A 15,199-nucleotide genomic window follows, 5' to 3' on the forward strand; every position below is an offset into this window, starting at 1 on the left:
TCAACATCTTTATTCTTTTTACTTTATACCAGGATATCCTTCACCACATCGCCATGTACATCGGTAAGGCGAAACCTACGGCCTTGATGTTTAAAGGTCAATCTTTCATGGTCAATTCCAAAAAGGTGCAACAGAGTCGCTTGAAAATCGTGGGTATGTACCGGATCCTTGATAATGTTATACCCAAAATCATCGGTTTCCCCATAGGTAAATCCCGGTTTCATCCCTGCCCCTGCCATGAACATGGTAAAGGCCTTAGGGTGGTGGTCACGTCCGTAGTTCGTTTCCGTGAGCTGGCCTTGGGAATAGACCGTACGTCCAAACTCTCCGCCCCATACCACCAATGTATCTTCCAGCATGCCCCTTTGTTTTAAGTCCTTTATCAATGCCGCAGTACCCTGATCCGTATTCTTGCTTTGATATTTTACCCCACCGGGACAATTGCCATGTTGATCCCATCCTTGGTGATATAATTGAACAAATTTCACATCCTTTTCCAATAATTTACGGGCCATCAAACAATTTGCGGCATAAGTACCGGCATTTCGACTATCGGGTCCGTACATATCAAAAATATAGTCCGGCTCGTCCGACGTATCCGTAACCTCAGGTACGGAGGTCTGCATTCTATAGGCCATTTCGTATTGGGCTATCCTCGCATTAATCTCGGGATCCCCAAAAGCGTCATAAGCCATTCCATTCAATTTTTTCAAATAATCCAACATTTGTCTGCGGTCCTTTCCATCATAGTTCTCAGGATCTCCAAGATACAGCACGGGATCCTTTCCCGAACGGAACTGTACGCCCTGATGTTCGGTCGGCAAAAAGCCATTGCCCCACAAACGGGAGTACAAAGGCTGCCCTGAACCATTTTTGGAGACCAATGAAATAAATGTTGGTAAATTATCATTGTCCGATCCCAACCCATAGCTGATCCAAGAACCAATAGAGGGTCTCCCCGGCTGTTGGCTCCCGGTCTGAAAAAAGGTTATGGCCGGATCATGGTTAATGGCATCGGTATGCATGCCCTTAATAAAGCACAGATCATCCACTACCTCTGACAAATAGGGCATAGCCTCACTCACCCAGGCCCTGGATTCCCCATACTGTTTAAAGTTTAAAGTGGATGCAGCAATGGGAAAAGCGGTTTGATCGGCGCTCATCCCCGTTAGGCGCTGCCCGGCCCTAATGGAGTCGGGCAAATCCTGTCCAAACATATCCTTTAGTTTGGGTTTATAATCGAACAGGTCCAATTGTGAAGGGCCACCACTTTGAAAAAGGTATACAATCCTCTTTGCCTTGGGCAAATGATGGGGCAATCCCAAATTATTCTTAGTAAGGGAATGTAAAGAATTCCCGGAATCGGCCACGGAATTAACGGCACTCCAGAGTTTTTCCGACTGCAACAAGGAACCAAGGGCCATAGCCCCCAAACCTAGAGAGGTCTTCTTAAAGAACTCCCTTCTATCCCATTGCTTTTCGATGCCCTGAAGATCCCGATTGTTGGATCTTAATATATCGTGATGATCGCACATATCCCTCCTATTTAATTCTGCCTTTTCTTGATTTATTATCTTTTGGTGATACAGGCATCCGCATTCATAATGGTATTGGCCACCACCGCATTGGCGGCTACCAAAGCCTTGTCATCCCTGCTATCCAATGCAAACTCACCTGTATTGAGCCAACCTTTTGTTTTTTCGGGCTTGGCCGTAAATTTTTTATATTCCTTCTCCTGGAGTTCAACCAACAATTGTAGCTCGCCCTGCTTAATTTTCCTTCCGGTAAGCTGTCTGAAAACATTGGAAATACCCAATTTCAAATCTCCCGAATCGACCATATATTTGCCCAAAACCCTGGATGCCTCAATATAAGTAGGATCATTGAGCAACACCAAAGCCTGCAGCGGGGTATTGGTTTCCTGCCGTTGTATGGTACATACGTCCCTGGCGGGGGCATCAAAAGTGGCCAGGGTAGGATGTGGCACGGAACGTTTCCAGATAGTATACATACTTCTTCTATACAGTTTATCGCCGGTATCCTGAGTATAGGTGGCATTGTTTACCCTCCATAAGCCTTCCGGTTGGTACGGACTAACGCTTTCCCCTCCTATGGTTTTTTTCAACAATCCCGAACCGGCCAGGGCATTATCTCGCAACATCTCTCCGGAAAGTCTTTTCGAGGGGCCTCTTGCCAAAAGTCTGTTGTCGATATCCCTTTCCATCAATGCTTCACTTACCATTGAAGACTGTTGATAGGTATGGGACATCACTATCAATTTCTGAAATGCTTTGACATCCCATCCCGAGTCCCTAAATTTCAGGGCCAACCAATCCAATAATTTGGGGTGACTTGGCATTTCGCCCTGATTTCCAAAATCTTCCGAAGTCTTTACCAGACCATATCCAAAGTAGTGCTGCCAAAACCTGTTCACCGCTACTCTTGCCGTAAGGGGATGATCTTCATGAAACAACCATTTGGCAAATCCCAGCCTGTTTTTTGGATAATCTTCCGGCATGGGCAAAATGGCTTCGGGGGTATTGGGAAACACTTCCTCGCCCCTCGCATTATATACGCCCCGATCCAAAATGTAGGACGGCACCGGTTCCGGGGTCTCCTCCATAACCATTACCTCCTTTACCTTTTCAACACTATCCACATAAACCTTGCGCAATTGGGCCAATTTACGTTGCTGTAATCTGGTGGTTTGGGAAACCGATTTCAGATAGTGTTCCCGCAATATTTTTTTATCCTGGGACCCCAGGCCGGCGACCTCTTTTTTTATCAATTCGTTTAGCTGAAGATCGTTGGCAAGTTGCATTACTTCAAGGCCGGACAATTCCCTTTCATACACCCTTATCTCATCTACCACTGCCCCTTTTATTCCTTTGCCCCTTAACCTTGCCCCCAATTGAAGCCCCGGTTCGTTATTGTTTCTAAAAAGAATGTCCTTGTACAGGTTGTCGGTTTTTACGATTGTCTCCATCTCCCTGCCATTAACGAACAACCTGAACCCTTCCGCCTTACTGCTACCATCATAAGTAATGGCAAAATGTACCCATTGGTCCCGTGGAAATGTATTTTTGGCTATTTCTACAATGGCATTGTTGGGTGCCGTATGGGCCATCATCAGCTCCAACTTGTTGTCCACGATCTTAAGGTGGTACCCACGCCAATTGTACAGAATGGCCCCGTCGCCCTTATGGAAAATATTCCCATTCTCTATATTTAAGGGTATATTGGCCCATAAACCTATACTGAAGGCGTCATTTCTTCCAAAAACACCGGCCTTTCTCAAATCCAGCCAGGTATCCCCGTCCAACAATACCCCTTTGCCCTGTTTTCCTTCGGAAAGGTTTATTTTTTGTCCTTCCGTACCTTCCCGCTTCATGGTGCCCCTGTGCTTTGGATCGATGACATTTTGCAAACTTTGATCATTTAGATCGAAATAGGCCGTTAATCCTTTGGAAGGAACCTGCACTCCAATAGATGTATATTGCCCATCCGACAACCATTTATCAAAATTGTCGGCCACTTCCTCTTGTTCCAGTTTTTTGATCTCCCCTTCTACGTCATTAATCAAATCCTCCATATAGGTCAACACCTTTTCCTCCTCTTCCGTGGTCATCATTAAGGTGGGAACCGGAGTGGCATCGTTCCAGGAAATCTGTCCCGATTCGTTCACATTGTTAAAAAAACTGGTGAGCTCATAAAAGTTCTTATGGGATATGGGGTCATATTTATGGTCGTGACATCTGGCACAGGCCACCGTTAAACCCATAAACGCCTGCCCGGCCGTACTGGCCCGATCTACGGCATATTCTACCAAAAACTCCTCATTTACTATACCCCCCTCCATATTTTGTGGATGGACACGGTTGAAGGCGGTGGCCAAAATAGTTTCCCGAGTAGGGTTTTCCAAAAGATCTCCTGCCATTTGCCAGGTAACAAACTGATCATAGGTTATATTTTCATTAAAGGCATCTATTACCCAATCCCGCCAAGGGGACATATCGCGATATCTATCTACACTATATCCGTGCGTGTCCGCAAAACGGGCCAAATCCATCCAGTCCAAGGCCATTTGCTCCCCATAATGAGGTGAGGACAATAATTTGTCCACTACTTTTTCATAAGCTTCGGGCGAAGGGTCCTCTATAAAAGAATCCATATCCTCCAAGGTTGGTGGCAATCCGGTCAGATCCAGGTATAATCTTCTCAACAATAATTCCTTGTCCGCTTTTGGGGAGAACTGCAATTTATCCTGTTCCAAACGCGACAACACGAAATTATCGATGGGGTTCTGTACAAGGCCTGCTTTGTCCTGGACTTTTGGGACCTCGTAGGCCATAGGCTTAATAAAAGCCCAATGATCTTTATATTCGGCACCTTGCTCTATCCATTTTATCAACACCGCCTTCTCATGATCGGACAGGGAAAGATGGGAATCGGGTTCCGGCATTACAAAGTTGGGATCGTTTGAAATTATTCTATGGAACACCTCACTTTTACGCAAGTTTCCGGGCTTTAAAGCAAACTTTCCCGGCGATTCCTTAAGCTCTTTAAAAGCTTCTTCCGGGGTATGCAATTGGAGGTCGGCCTTTATTTTTGCCTTATCGGGACCATGACATATAAAGCATTTATCCGAGAGGATGGGCTTTACATGCAGATTGAAATCTACTTTCTCGGGTAATTTATCGTATTCAAGGGATACCAGCTCGGGTATTTCCGGACCTCCACAAGAAAATAATGATAAAATCCAGCAATAAACTAAAAGATTCTTAATAATTGCCATTCCCAAACTATCTATTTACTACGTTTCCAAAGATAAAATTTAAGGATTCATAATATTCATCCAAATCAGTTTAAGTATTGCACATTTCCGACATTAACACGCTTATAATTTCTGTCCTTAAATAAATTATTTACTAATTTAGCAATGAATCATTTATTTTTTTAAATGAAAATTTATTGAATACCCCTGTACCAAATCCGACAAATCTTTGAGCCATGTCCAAAATTCTTCAATCCCTAAAATTGGCCTTATTAAATGTAGGCTATGCAAAACTTGGCCCGCTATGGGATTATGACGATGTTATCAGCCCCTTTGTCAGACTCTATTATATCACCAAAGGAAACGCCATGATCTATCACAGCAATGAAGCCATCGAATTGAAACCAGGTCATATATATCTAATTCCCAGTTATACTTTTGGCAGATATAAATGCGATGTATACCATGAGCAATACTACATCTGTTGTTTGGAAGAACTGAAAAATGGCTATTCCATTTTCAATTATGGCAATTTTATTTACGAGTTGGAAGCAAACCCTATGGATCTATACTATTTTAAACGCTTGTTGGAAATAAACCCAAATAGACAATTGGAAAACTATAACCCAAAAGTTTACGATAACAGACCCACCCTTATGGATTTTGAAAGGAAGAACGAAGAATCAAGTCCAACCGCTTATATGGAAACCCATGCCATTCTAGGGATACTGCTGTCCAGATTTATACAGAATACCAAATCCAAGTCCTTAAATAGCAACGAAAAGAAGGAATTTGGTATGGTTCTCAACTATATCCATGAAAATCTCCACGAGAATTTAAGCATAAAGCGGTTGGCCGATTTCTGCCATTTAAATACCGATTATTTTTCGAGGGTCTTCAATGAAAATTTTGGCATGCGCCCCAATAAATACATTCAATCCAAACGTATTGAAAGAGCCCAATTGCTATTGCTCTCCACCAATAATTCCCTGAAGCAAATTGCGGAAAAAGTGGGGCTGGAAAATGTTTCCTATTTTACAAGAATATTTAAAAGCCATACCGGGAAAACTCCCGGGGCTTTCAGGGAGGGACAATCAAAAAAATAACGGCAATGCAAGTTATCCAACTTTACAGCAGAATTGCCATTTATATTGAATCCCAATAATAAGAAATTTATACCGCCTAAAACAGGTATTACAAAGCAATCAAACAAAAGGCCTAACCCTTGGTAAACACCAAATCGAAAGTGATGGTAACATTGTCCCCCACTATTATTTGCCCGAACATTGCGGTTGGGGGCTCCATATTATAATCCTGCAACCTTATTTCCTTACTTCCCTTAAAAATGTAATTCCCACCAACTTCCTGGAATACCGAATTGATATCCACCGCTTTTTCAACGCCTGCAATGGTAAGCATCCCATGAATCCGTACCGTATTTTCCGAATCGGAGGTTTTCTCGATTTCCTTAAACTTAAAAATCACCTCGGGATGTTCTTCCATCTTTAAGGCCTCGTGCATTTTTTTATCCATGGCCGCCCCACGTTCGCTTTTAATTTGGGCCACTTCTACCTGAAATAACAAATTATCCACTACTCCTGCCTTCATGTTCATGGATCCCTTGATTGCATTGGCCGTTACTGTCCAATCGTGAATGGTAGACGAACCATTTATGTTGAGGGCACTCTCTTGGGATAGGGTATATGATTCTTGGGCATGACCGGCAAAAACCAGAAATGATAATAGTACGAACAGTATATTTTTCATAGGTAGATATTTATTTTTTTTTAGCGGTCATACCTGCCCGACTACATCGTTCAGGTGGGTGTAATTCGCATATCTTCATTTGGGTTTGCCCGCCAGAATGGATCTTTCAGGCTGGCGACCAAATTTTGGTCATGCTCATTTCATGAGTTATATTTAATTTGTTTTCAAAAGTTTTCCAGCATTATTCCTACTCGTCCAACACAGTTTGCCAAAACTGCTTTTGTTCCTCTTTTGAAGGCTGAACTTTTGGACTCACCAATCTAAACCCAATAAAGTTGGAGTCCGTGTTCCACCAAAAGCTTTTTGGAATTTGGGGATCCCTCTTTTGCAATTTTAAACTGGATGCTATCCTAGCGGAAGACCTGAGGGTCTTGGCATCATCGTCCCAAGACCCCCCTTTGATTACCCTGGGATGGATTACCGTAGGCTTTACCCAAGGGTTTTTGGAGTCGGTAATGGCCAAGGCATTTTCCTTGTACTCGTCCAAGGTCCATTCGGATACATTTCCGTGCATATCGTACAATCCCCAAGGGTTGGGCAGTTTGCTCCCTACCTTGGCATAATGATTATCGGAATTTTTATAGTACACGGCATATTCATCAATTTTGGAGACATCGTCCCCAAAGGAATAGGCCGTATTGGTCCCTGCCTTGGCCGCATACTCCCATTCCGCTTCCGTGGGCAACCTATAAAACCTGCCCGTAACGGTACTTAGCCACTTACAGAACACCAAGGCGGAATAGGCGGACATGCTTATGGCCGGATACCCAACCTTTCCCATACCGTAAGAGGGATCCTCATAAGGAGGACTGGGCCTTGTAATGGCATCTATACCACTTAACTTATCCGCGTCCAAATTCTGGAACAAATCCTTGTTCTGCTTAAAGAACAGCTCAAAAACCTCCCAACCCAATTCGTATTTTCCCATATAAAAGGCATCCACTTCAACAGCCTTCATTGGACCCTCATCGGCCTTTCTGTTCACCTGATCCTCTGGGCTGCCCATCATAAACTTTCCCTCAGGTATAAATACCATATCAAAAGTAATATCCGTAGCGGGAATTTTCTCCGTGAAGGTCTCGGAAGCGGACACTTCCTTTTCCGGATCAGCTGTAGCGGACTGTCCAGATTTACAGGATTGAAAGGAAATCAACAAGAAAGAAAAGAAAAGAAAATTAAAGAGAGGCTGTTTAAATAATACAGTGGCAATTCTATGCATTTGAAAAATCATTTTTAGGGTTGACGGGCTAAAAATATTACAATTTTTCCAAAGTGCCATCCCTATGGCACAATATCCCTCCAGAATTCAAAATTTCTATGGTTATAACCCATAAAACACCCTTTAAATTTTGTATTATTGAATATCTAAAATTAACTCCCATGAGAATAAAAATCATATCGTTTATACTGATCTCCCTTATTTGCACCAGCCTTTCCTTTGGACAATTACAAAAAATAGCCACTGTAGAGGGAATAACAGAGTACCAAATGGATAATGGCCTAAAAGTACTTTTATTTCCCGATAATTCATCGCAGACCATCACGGTCAACATTACCTATCTGGTAGGTTCCAGACATGAAGGTTATGGGGAAAAAGGCATGGCCCACCTTTTGGAACATATGGTATTCAAAGGCACTCCCAACCATCCGGATATCCCCAAAGAGTTGAGCTCCCATGGGGCGCGGCCCAATGGGACTACTTGGTACGACAGGACCAATTACTTTGAAACCTTTAATTCCAATGAGGAAAACCTGGATTGGGCCTTGGATCTGGAGGCAGATCGAATGGTGAATTCCTATATCGCCAAAAAAGACTTGGAATCCGAGTTCAGTGTAGTACGCAATGAATTTGAAAGTGGTGAAAACGACCCGTCCAGGGTGCTTATGCAAAACGTGATCAATGCCGGTTATATTTGGCACAATTATGGTAACAGCACCATTGGAAACAGATCCGACATAGAGCGTGTTCCCATTGAAAACCTAAAGGCATTTTATAAAAAATTCTACCGTCCGGACAATGCGGTCTTAATGGTCACCGGTAAATTTGATGAGGCCAAAACACTGGAGCTGATCCAAAAAAAGTTTGGTAAAATTGAAAAGCCTACTACCCCTATTAGGGACTCCTATACCCAAGAACCGGCACAGGACGGTGAAAAAACAGTCGAACTCAATCGTGTTGGCGACCTACAGATAGTTTCGGCCATGTACCATACCCCCGCTGGCTCGCATGAGGATTATGCCGCCATATCCATTGTTGAGGACATCCTTACGAACGAGCCTGCCGGCAGGCTCTACAAAGCCCTAATAGAGACAAAAAAAGCTTCTTCCATTTGGTCCTTCTCCCCTTTTACCAAAGAACCGGGTTTTTTATATATCAACGTAGACGTTCCTTCGGATAAGAATGCGGACGAAGTGGAAAAAGTTCTAAAGGAAACTTTGGATGCTGTAAAAACTGCCCCCATTACCCAAGAAGAATTGGATCGTGCCAAGGCCAATCTCTTAAAACGAACCGATCAGATTTTTAGAAACTCTTCTTATCTGGGAACTTATATGAGCGAATTTATAGGTGGAGGCGATTGGCGATTGGCGTTTATACAACGGGATAGAATTGAGGGTGCCGGTCTTGAAGCTGTAAATGAAGTGGCGAAAAAATACCTCATCACCACCAATAGAACCATAGGCCGATTTAACCCTGCCAAAAAGCCGGAACGAATAGAAATTGAACACACCCAAAATCTTGATGCCCTTGTATCCAACTATAAAGGCAGGGAGGACATGGGCACAGGAGAGGCCTTTGATGTTTCCTATGATGCCATTCAATCCAGATTGGAGCAAGGCCAACTTTCCAATGGAATTGCCTACGGTATTATTAAAAAAAGTAATCGCGGCAAAACCGTCAGACTTAGCTTTAGCATTAGAAACGGGAATGTGGAATCCCTAAAGAATAAAGGCGTTGCCCCATCCTTTACCGCCAGTATGCTGAACAAGGGCACCCTTTCCAAGTCCAGACAACAGATCGAGGACGAATTGAGCAAATTAAAATCTTCGGTATCCTTTAGGGCCAGTAACGGTAATGTTTATGCCAATGTAGTTTCTACCGAAGAAAACCTAATGGCCACATTGGCCCTAATGTCGGAAATGCTTAAAACACCTTCATTCGAGGCCTCGGAATTGGAAAAATTAAAAACCGAGTCCCTGGCATATTTGGAAAGCAACAAGACAGAACCACAATTTTTGGCCTCCAAAAGATTATCCGTTATAAACAACATCTTTCCCAAAGGACATCCCTTATACGCAATGACGGTGGAAGAAGAGGAAGCGGCCATAAGGGCCATCAACATAGAGGATATCAAAAGTTTCCACAAGGAATTTTACGGCTTGGGCAAATCCATCCTGGTAGGTATTGGTGATCTGCAACCGGAACAACTAAAAACCTATATGGAAAAAGAATACACCAACTTCAATAGCATAAACTCCTACTCGAGGCTTAAGGATCCATTTACCGATTCCCCTGAAGTAAATGAAGACATTCTTACCCCGGATAAGAAGAATGCCATGACCCTTGGAAACCTTAATGTTAATATTAGTCAAGACCACGAAGATTATGCCGCCCTGAATATGGCAGTCACCATCCTGGGAGGCGGTTTTCTAAATTCGCGGATTGCGGACAGGTTGCGCCAAAAGGACGGTGTTAGTTATGGCGCTGGTGCCGGTTTTCAGGCCGATCCCAATGCGGACGACCAAAACTCGTCCATATACCTATATGCCATTTATGCCCCAGAGAACTATGACAAGGTACAACTAGGGTTTAAGGAGGAATTGGACCGCTATATTAAAGATGGTATTACGGAGGAAGAATTAAAGAACGCCGTAAACGGCTGGGTGCAGGAGGAGAGTGTTTCCCGGGCCAAAGATGCCGAACTGGCAGGCCTATTGAACAATAATATTTATTACGATCGCAGCATGGAATTCCATAAAAAATTGGAAGATAAAGTAAAAAATCTAACCATAAGCGATATCAACAATGCCATTGGCAAATACATTAAACCCTACAAGAATTGGACGGTAATCAACGCCGGGGATTATAAAAAATAAACTACGAACCACATACATGCCGGTAGGCAGGGAAATGATTTGGCATTAGCGGTTTACGGTCGGCAAAAAAATAGATTTCACTGCTTACTGCCTACTTTGTATATCCAACATTTACAGTAACCAATCCCGAAAACCTATCTGAAACGGGCCTGCCCGACTAAGTTCAGGCGGGGTTTTACCTTTAAATGTATTGTTAATGCATCATATGGGTCGAATAGTTTTTTATTAGGACGAGGCAAAAAATAGTGGTATTGCCATGGCTACCGCAGCGTTATTTTTAACGATGGTCAGGTGTGAAAAAGAACAAGGTTCGGGGTAACTAAAATTGGGTAAATAAGACTCCAGACAATAAAAAAAGGAATACAAATTGTATTCCTTCTAACCAAACCAACTTATTTTTAAGCAATTACTATTCCTCCATTTCATCTTCAAACTTCGTATCTGCCATTCTTGTTTTAATAGCATCAATATTCTTATACTTATTCTCTTTTCCTGCTTCTCCCTTGGCCTTATCATAATCAAAGACAAGAAACTGACCTGAATCCATACCTTCTATATGATCAAAAGAGAAAATATTGTTGTTCTGAATCTGAAGTACTTTAAGACTTGCCAATTGTCCAAACTCCTTAGGAATTTCCCCGCCAAGTTCATTGTTCGCCAATACCAGCTCCTTTAAATTGCCCAATTTTCCCAATTCTCCAGGAATGGAGCCGTACAATTTATTTTCAAAAAGCCCTAGACTCTCTAATTTTGAAAGCTCTCCCAAGGTACTAGGTATGCGCCCCGTAAGATTATTACTGGATAAATTAAGTTCCTTTAAGGTTTGAATGTTTCCAAGACTTTCGGGTATTTTTCCACTTAGGAAGTTGTTAAAGGCAGAAAGCTTTACCAATGATTTCATATTGCCCATTTCCGCAGGTATCCCACCTTCCAACCTATTCATCTCCAGTTTCAACACTTCCAATTTATTTAATTGGGCTATCCCCTTCGGAATTTCCCCGCTTATGATATTAAAGGCAAGGTTTAAACTTACCAGATATTTAAGCTCCCCTATACTTTCAGGAAGACTGCCTACAAGGTTGTTCCTAAAAAGGTTGATTTCCACCACATGGCCGTTTTGGACCGTAACACCATACCAGGTGTCTACCGGGGTGTCAATATCCCATACTGTATTCCATTTTTGACCTTGGGTACTAGTGTAAAGTTCCAGTAGTACGGCCTTTTCGCTTTTTGGAACCACAGCATTCACTACTGTGGTAAACACAAAACAAAATATAATCACCCCCAAAACACAAGCTCTTTGTAATTTTTGCTGTATCATATTCACCTGTTGATATTTATTGTTTTATTCGTCAGACCTGCCCGAACTCTTCATTTGGGTGGGTTGTAACATACTTTTAATTTAGTACATGACAAAATTCAATTTGGCAAGATTTTCCTCAATATTTGACCCCGACCCTAAAGGGTGGAATTGAGGAAAATCAGGCTCCCTTTAGGGTTTGGGGTAAAACGGATTTTCCGAGAACCCTAGTTAAAACAATTTTTGTCAAGTACTTAGTTCTTTTAATTAAAACTATCCTCAAATCGGGTATCGACCGTTCTAACGTTTTTATTGCCATTTATTTTATTAACATCAAAACTTCTATAATTACCTTCATCATAATCAAAAAGGACAAACTTATTTTTCCCGGCTTCGTTACCAAAATCATTCTTGCCAAATCTATTATTTTGAAGTTGTACCAATTTTAGATTAGGAAGGCTCAAGATGTCCCCAGGAAATTCTCCCCTAAATCGGTTTTCCGCCAAAACAAGCATTTTAAGGTTGGTCAGGTTTTCGAGACTATCCGGCACTAAACCGCTAAAGTTATTATCCCCTAACTCCAAACGTTCCAAATATTTTAAATTTCCAAAGCTCAAAGGGATGGAGCCACTTAATCCGTTATGTGAAAGTAATATTACATTTAACCTTTTAATATCACCTAGGCTAAGAGGCAACTCTCCAGAAAGGTCGTTATAGAAAAGATCCAATACCAAAAGCCTATCCAAATTCCCAATATTATTGGGGATCGTCCCGGTTATCCTATTTTTACCTAACCGCAGTACGGCCAATTTTTTTAATTCGGTAATACTTTCCGGAATATTACCTCCAATATTGTTTAAGGCCAGGTTCAATACTTTTAAATTCTTTAGGTCGCCTATGGAATAGGGTATGTTACCCCTAAGGTTGTTGCCCATTAAATTAATGGAAACTACCTTATCGTTCTCAAGGATAACCCCTTCCCAAGTGGAAACCGGGGCGTTTAAATCCCATTTTTTGATCCAGTTATCACCCCCAGTACTTTTATAGAGCTCTATGAGCACATTTTTCTCCAGTTCGGTAACCTGCCCGAACAATAATTGCGCGATTAGAAGCCCCAATAGCATAAGTATGCTTTTCATCATTTTTCAACTTTTATCCCGAGGGAATAAGAATTACCCTACAAAATAAGATTATTGTTCGATAAGCAGCAAAAATATTCGATGAAAAAAGTCCGAAAGCCCCATATTTGTTGTGAAAACGAAAGAAATTGTGGTCAAGGAAAACCTATGGGACGGATTTTTTCCCTACAAAGAGAACTCTTCAAGTTCCATAGTAATGTTTTCCCAAGTTTTCATTAGGCTTTCAAGGTTTTTCTTTTTCTTTTGGTAAGAGTCGAAAAAATTGGTCTTGGCAATGGTGGCATCATAATTCATAAGTAAATCGTGATCAATTACGGCCAACTCCTTCTCTAACCGGGCAATGTCACTTTCCGTTGAACTAAGCCTATTTTTTAAGGATTTTATCCTTTTCTGATCTTCAAAATCTATATGCCTCTCCTGGGGCCTTTCTTTTTTTTGGACCACGGTCTGCTTCTTTTCTATTGCCCTAAAATCTTCCACTTTCCTCTGTTCCAAATAAAAGTCGATATCCCCAAGATATTCTTTGATGCTGCCATCCTTAAATTCATATACCTTGTTGGTAAGGCCCTGCAAAAAATCCCGATCATGACTCACCAATATTAAGGTTCCATCAAAATTCTGAAGGGCTTGCTTTAGCACATTCTTGGATTTAATGTCCAAATGGTTTGTTGGCTCATCCATGACCAACACATTAAAAGGCTGCAGTAGCATTTTGGCGAGGGCCAATCTGTTCCGCTCACCTCCTGACAGTACTCTTACATATTTCTCCACCTCATCTCCCCTAAACAAAAAAGACCCCAATATATCCCTAACCTTACTTCTGTTCTTTTCATTGGCCGCATCTATCATGGTATCCAAAATGGTCTTTTCCCCATCCAAATACTCTGCCTGATTTTGTGCGAAGTACCCGATTTGAACATTATGCCCTAATTTTAGACGCCCCTTATGATCCAAATCCCCCACTAGTATCTTTGCCAGTGTGGATTTCCCTTGACCATTTTGCCCAACAAAGGCGGTTTTGGAATCCCGTTCTATTAAAAGGTCTATTTTCTTTAGCACATGGTTGTCCCCATAACTCTTGGATAAACCCTCTATTTCCGTAACCACCTTACCAGGTGTAACAGAAATTTGAAATCTCAGGTTCATTACGCTGTTGTCATCCTCATCTACTTCTATCCGCTCCATTTTATCGAGCTTCTTGATCAACGACTGGGCCATGGAGGCCTTGGTGGATTTGGCCCTGAACTTTTCGATCAATCTTTCTGCCTGCTGTATTTCCTTCTCTTGATTTTTCTGGGCGTTCAGCTGCTGTTGCTTAATTTCGTTGCGAAGTACCAAGTATTTGGAATAGGGCTTATTGTAATCATAGATCCTTCCCAAAGAAATTTCAATGGTCCTATTGGTCACATTATCCAAAAACATTTTATCGTGGGAGACTATCATTACACCTCCGGCATAATTCTTCAGGAAATTCTCCAACCAAATAATGGATTCTATATCCAAGTGGTTTGTTGGCTCATCCAATAAAAGCACGTCATTGCTCTGTAATAAAAGTTTTGCCAATTCTATCCGCATCCTCCAACCGCCGGAAAAGGTTTCGGTCTTACGATCAAAATCCTCCCGTTTAAAACCTAGGCCCAACAATACTTTTTCCGTTTCTCCCTGATAATTGTACCCTCCCAATATTTCATAATGATGGGTTACATCGTTCAAGTCTATAATTAACTGATTGTAGCCCTCACTTTCATAATCGGTACGTTCGGCCAGCTGATGGTTGATTTCGTCCAATCTCAACTCCAAGGCCTTTATTTCTTCAAAGGCCTGATGGGCCTCCTCCTGAACAGTCCTCCCCAAATCAAAATCGATATCCTGCCGTAAGAATCCCATTTTTATGTCCTTATCGGACGCAATGGTCCCAGAATCTATGGGCATATCCTTCGATAAAATTTTCAAAAGGGTAGATTTACCCGCTCCGTTTTTTCCAATGAGACCCACTCGATCCCCGGAATTTAAACGGAAAGATATTTCTTCAAATAGATATTCCCCTCCAAAGGATACGGAGAGATTGTGGATATTAAGCATATTTGGTGACTAAGGTTACATTGATTAAGGCTACAAAAACGT

General features: G+C 42.0%; 9 protein-coding genes. 2 read left to right on the top strand and 7 right to left on the bottom strand.

The window, feature by feature from the left end:
• Positions 1–23: 23 nt before the first annotated feature.
• Positions 24–1,535, bottom strand: a complete 1,512-nt coding sequence (locus D0S24_RS08765; RefSeq protein ID WP_117019508.1) for a DUF1501 domain-containing protein — start codon at positions 1,533–1,535, stop codon at positions 24–26.
• A 35-nt stretch (positions 1,536–1,570) separates the two neighbouring features.
• Positions 1,571–4,795 carry a DUF1553 domain-containing protein gene (locus D0S24_RS08770; protein ID WP_117019509.1) on the bottom strand — a complete coding sequence of 1,075 codons (3,225 nt, stop codon included), beginning with the start codon at positions 4,793–4,795 and terminating at the stop codon, positions 1,571–1,573.
• A gap of 215 nt (positions 4,796–5,010) precedes the next feature.
• On the opposite strand from D0S24_RS08770, the gene D0S24_RS08775 reads away from it, so the two are divergent.
• Positions 5,011–5,880 carry an AraC family transcriptional regulator gene (locus D0S24_RS08775; protein WP_117019510.1) on the top strand — a complete coding sequence of 290 codons (870 nt, stop codon included), beginning with the start codon at positions 5,011–5,013 and terminating at the stop codon, positions 5,878–5,880.
• A gap of 112 nt (positions 5,881–5,992) precedes the next feature.
• Here the strand turns inward: D0S24_RS08775 and D0S24_RS08780 are convergent, their stop codons facing one another.
• Together D0S24_RS08780 and D0S24_RS08785 are read right to left on the bottom strand one after the other, a co-directional pair.
• Entirely contained in the window at positions 5,993–6,541 is a 549-nt protein-coding gene (locus D0S24_RS08780; protein ID WP_117019511.1) for a YceI family protein, read from the bottom strand.
• 187 nt (positions 6,542–6,728) lie between these two features.
• Positions 6,729–7,760, bottom strand: a complete 1,032-nt coding sequence (locus D0S24_RS08785; protein ID WP_117019866.1) for an SUMF1/EgtB/PvdO family nonheme iron enzyme — start codon at positions 7,758–7,760, stop codon at positions 6,729–6,731.
• Positions 7,761–7,921: 161 nt separating this feature from the next.
• Between D0S24_RS08785 and D0S24_RS08790 the strand changes: the two genes are divergently transcribed.
• On the top strand, positions 7,922–10,636 hold the full coding sequence (locus D0S24_RS08790) for a pitrilysin family protein (protein WP_181938060.1): 2,715 nt from the start codon (positions 7,922–7,924) through the stop codon (positions 10,634–10,636).
• Positions 10,637–11,045: 409 nt separating this feature from the next.
• Here D0S24_RS08790 and D0S24_RS08795 read toward each other — a convergent pair whose 3' ends face one another.
• The 3 genes from D0S24_RS08795 to D0S24_RS08805 form a co-directional block, all read right to left on the bottom strand.
• Positions 11,046–11,957 (bottom strand): hypothetical protein, encoded by a 912-nt coding sequence (locus tag D0S24_RS08795; RefSeq protein ID WP_117019513.1) that lies wholly within the window; start codon positions 11,955–11,957, stop codon positions 11,046–11,048.
• 242 nt (positions 11,958–12,199) lie between these two features.
• Positions 12,200–13,078: a hypothetical protein gene (locus tag D0S24_RS08800; RefSeq protein WP_117019514.1), complete on the bottom strand. Its 879-nt coding sequence runs from the start codon at positions 13,076–13,078 to the stop codon at positions 12,200–12,202.
• Between the two features lie 162 nt (positions 13,079–13,240).
• Positions 13,241–15,157, bottom strand: coding sequence for an ABC-F family ATP-binding cassette domain-containing protein (locus D0S24_RS08805; protein WP_117019515.1), 1,917 nt, complete (start codon positions 15,155–15,157; stop codon positions 13,241–13,243).
• Positions 15,158–15,199 lie beyond the last annotated feature (42 nt).

It is taken from the genome of Arenibacter sp. P308M17, assembly GCF_003426735.1.
GTDB lineage: Bacteria > Bacteroidota > Bacteroidia > Flavobacteriales > Flavobacteriaceae > Arenibacter.

Coding starts and splice junctions, on each gene's coding strand:
- D0S24_RS08765 (WP_117019508.1), bottom strand. CDS start 1,535: ATGTGCGATCATCACGATATATTAAGATCCAACAATCGGGATCTTCAG.
- D0S24_RS08770 (WP_117019509.1), bottom strand. CDS start 4,795: ATGGCAATTATTAAGAATCTTTTAGTTTATTGCTGGATTTTATCATTA.
- D0S24_RS08775 (WP_117019510.1), top strand. CDS start 5,011: ATGTCCAAAATTCTTCAATCCCTAAAATTGGCCTTATTAAATGTAGGC.
- D0S24_RS08780 (WP_117019511.1), bottom strand. CDS start 6,541: ATGAAAAATATACTGTTCGTACTATTATCATTTCTGGTTTTTGCCGGT.
- D0S24_RS08785 (WP_117019866.1), bottom strand. CDS start 7,760: ATGCATAGAATTGCCACTGTATTATTTAAACAGCCTCTCTTTAATTTT.
- D0S24_RS08790 (WP_181938060.1), top strand. CDS start 7,922: ATGAGAATAAAAATCATATCGTTTATACTGATCTCCCTTATTTGCACC.
- D0S24_RS08795 (WP_117019513.1), bottom strand. CDS start 11,957: ATGATACAGCAAAAATTACAAAGAGCTTGTGTTTTGGGGGTGATTATA.
- D0S24_RS08800 (WP_117019514.1), bottom strand. CDS start 13,078: ATGATGAAAAGCATACTTATGCTATTGGGGCTTCTAATCGCGCAATTA.
- D0S24_RS08805 (WP_117019515.1), bottom strand. CDS start 15,157: ATGCTTAATATCCACAATCTCTCCGTATCCTTTGGAGGGGAATATCTA.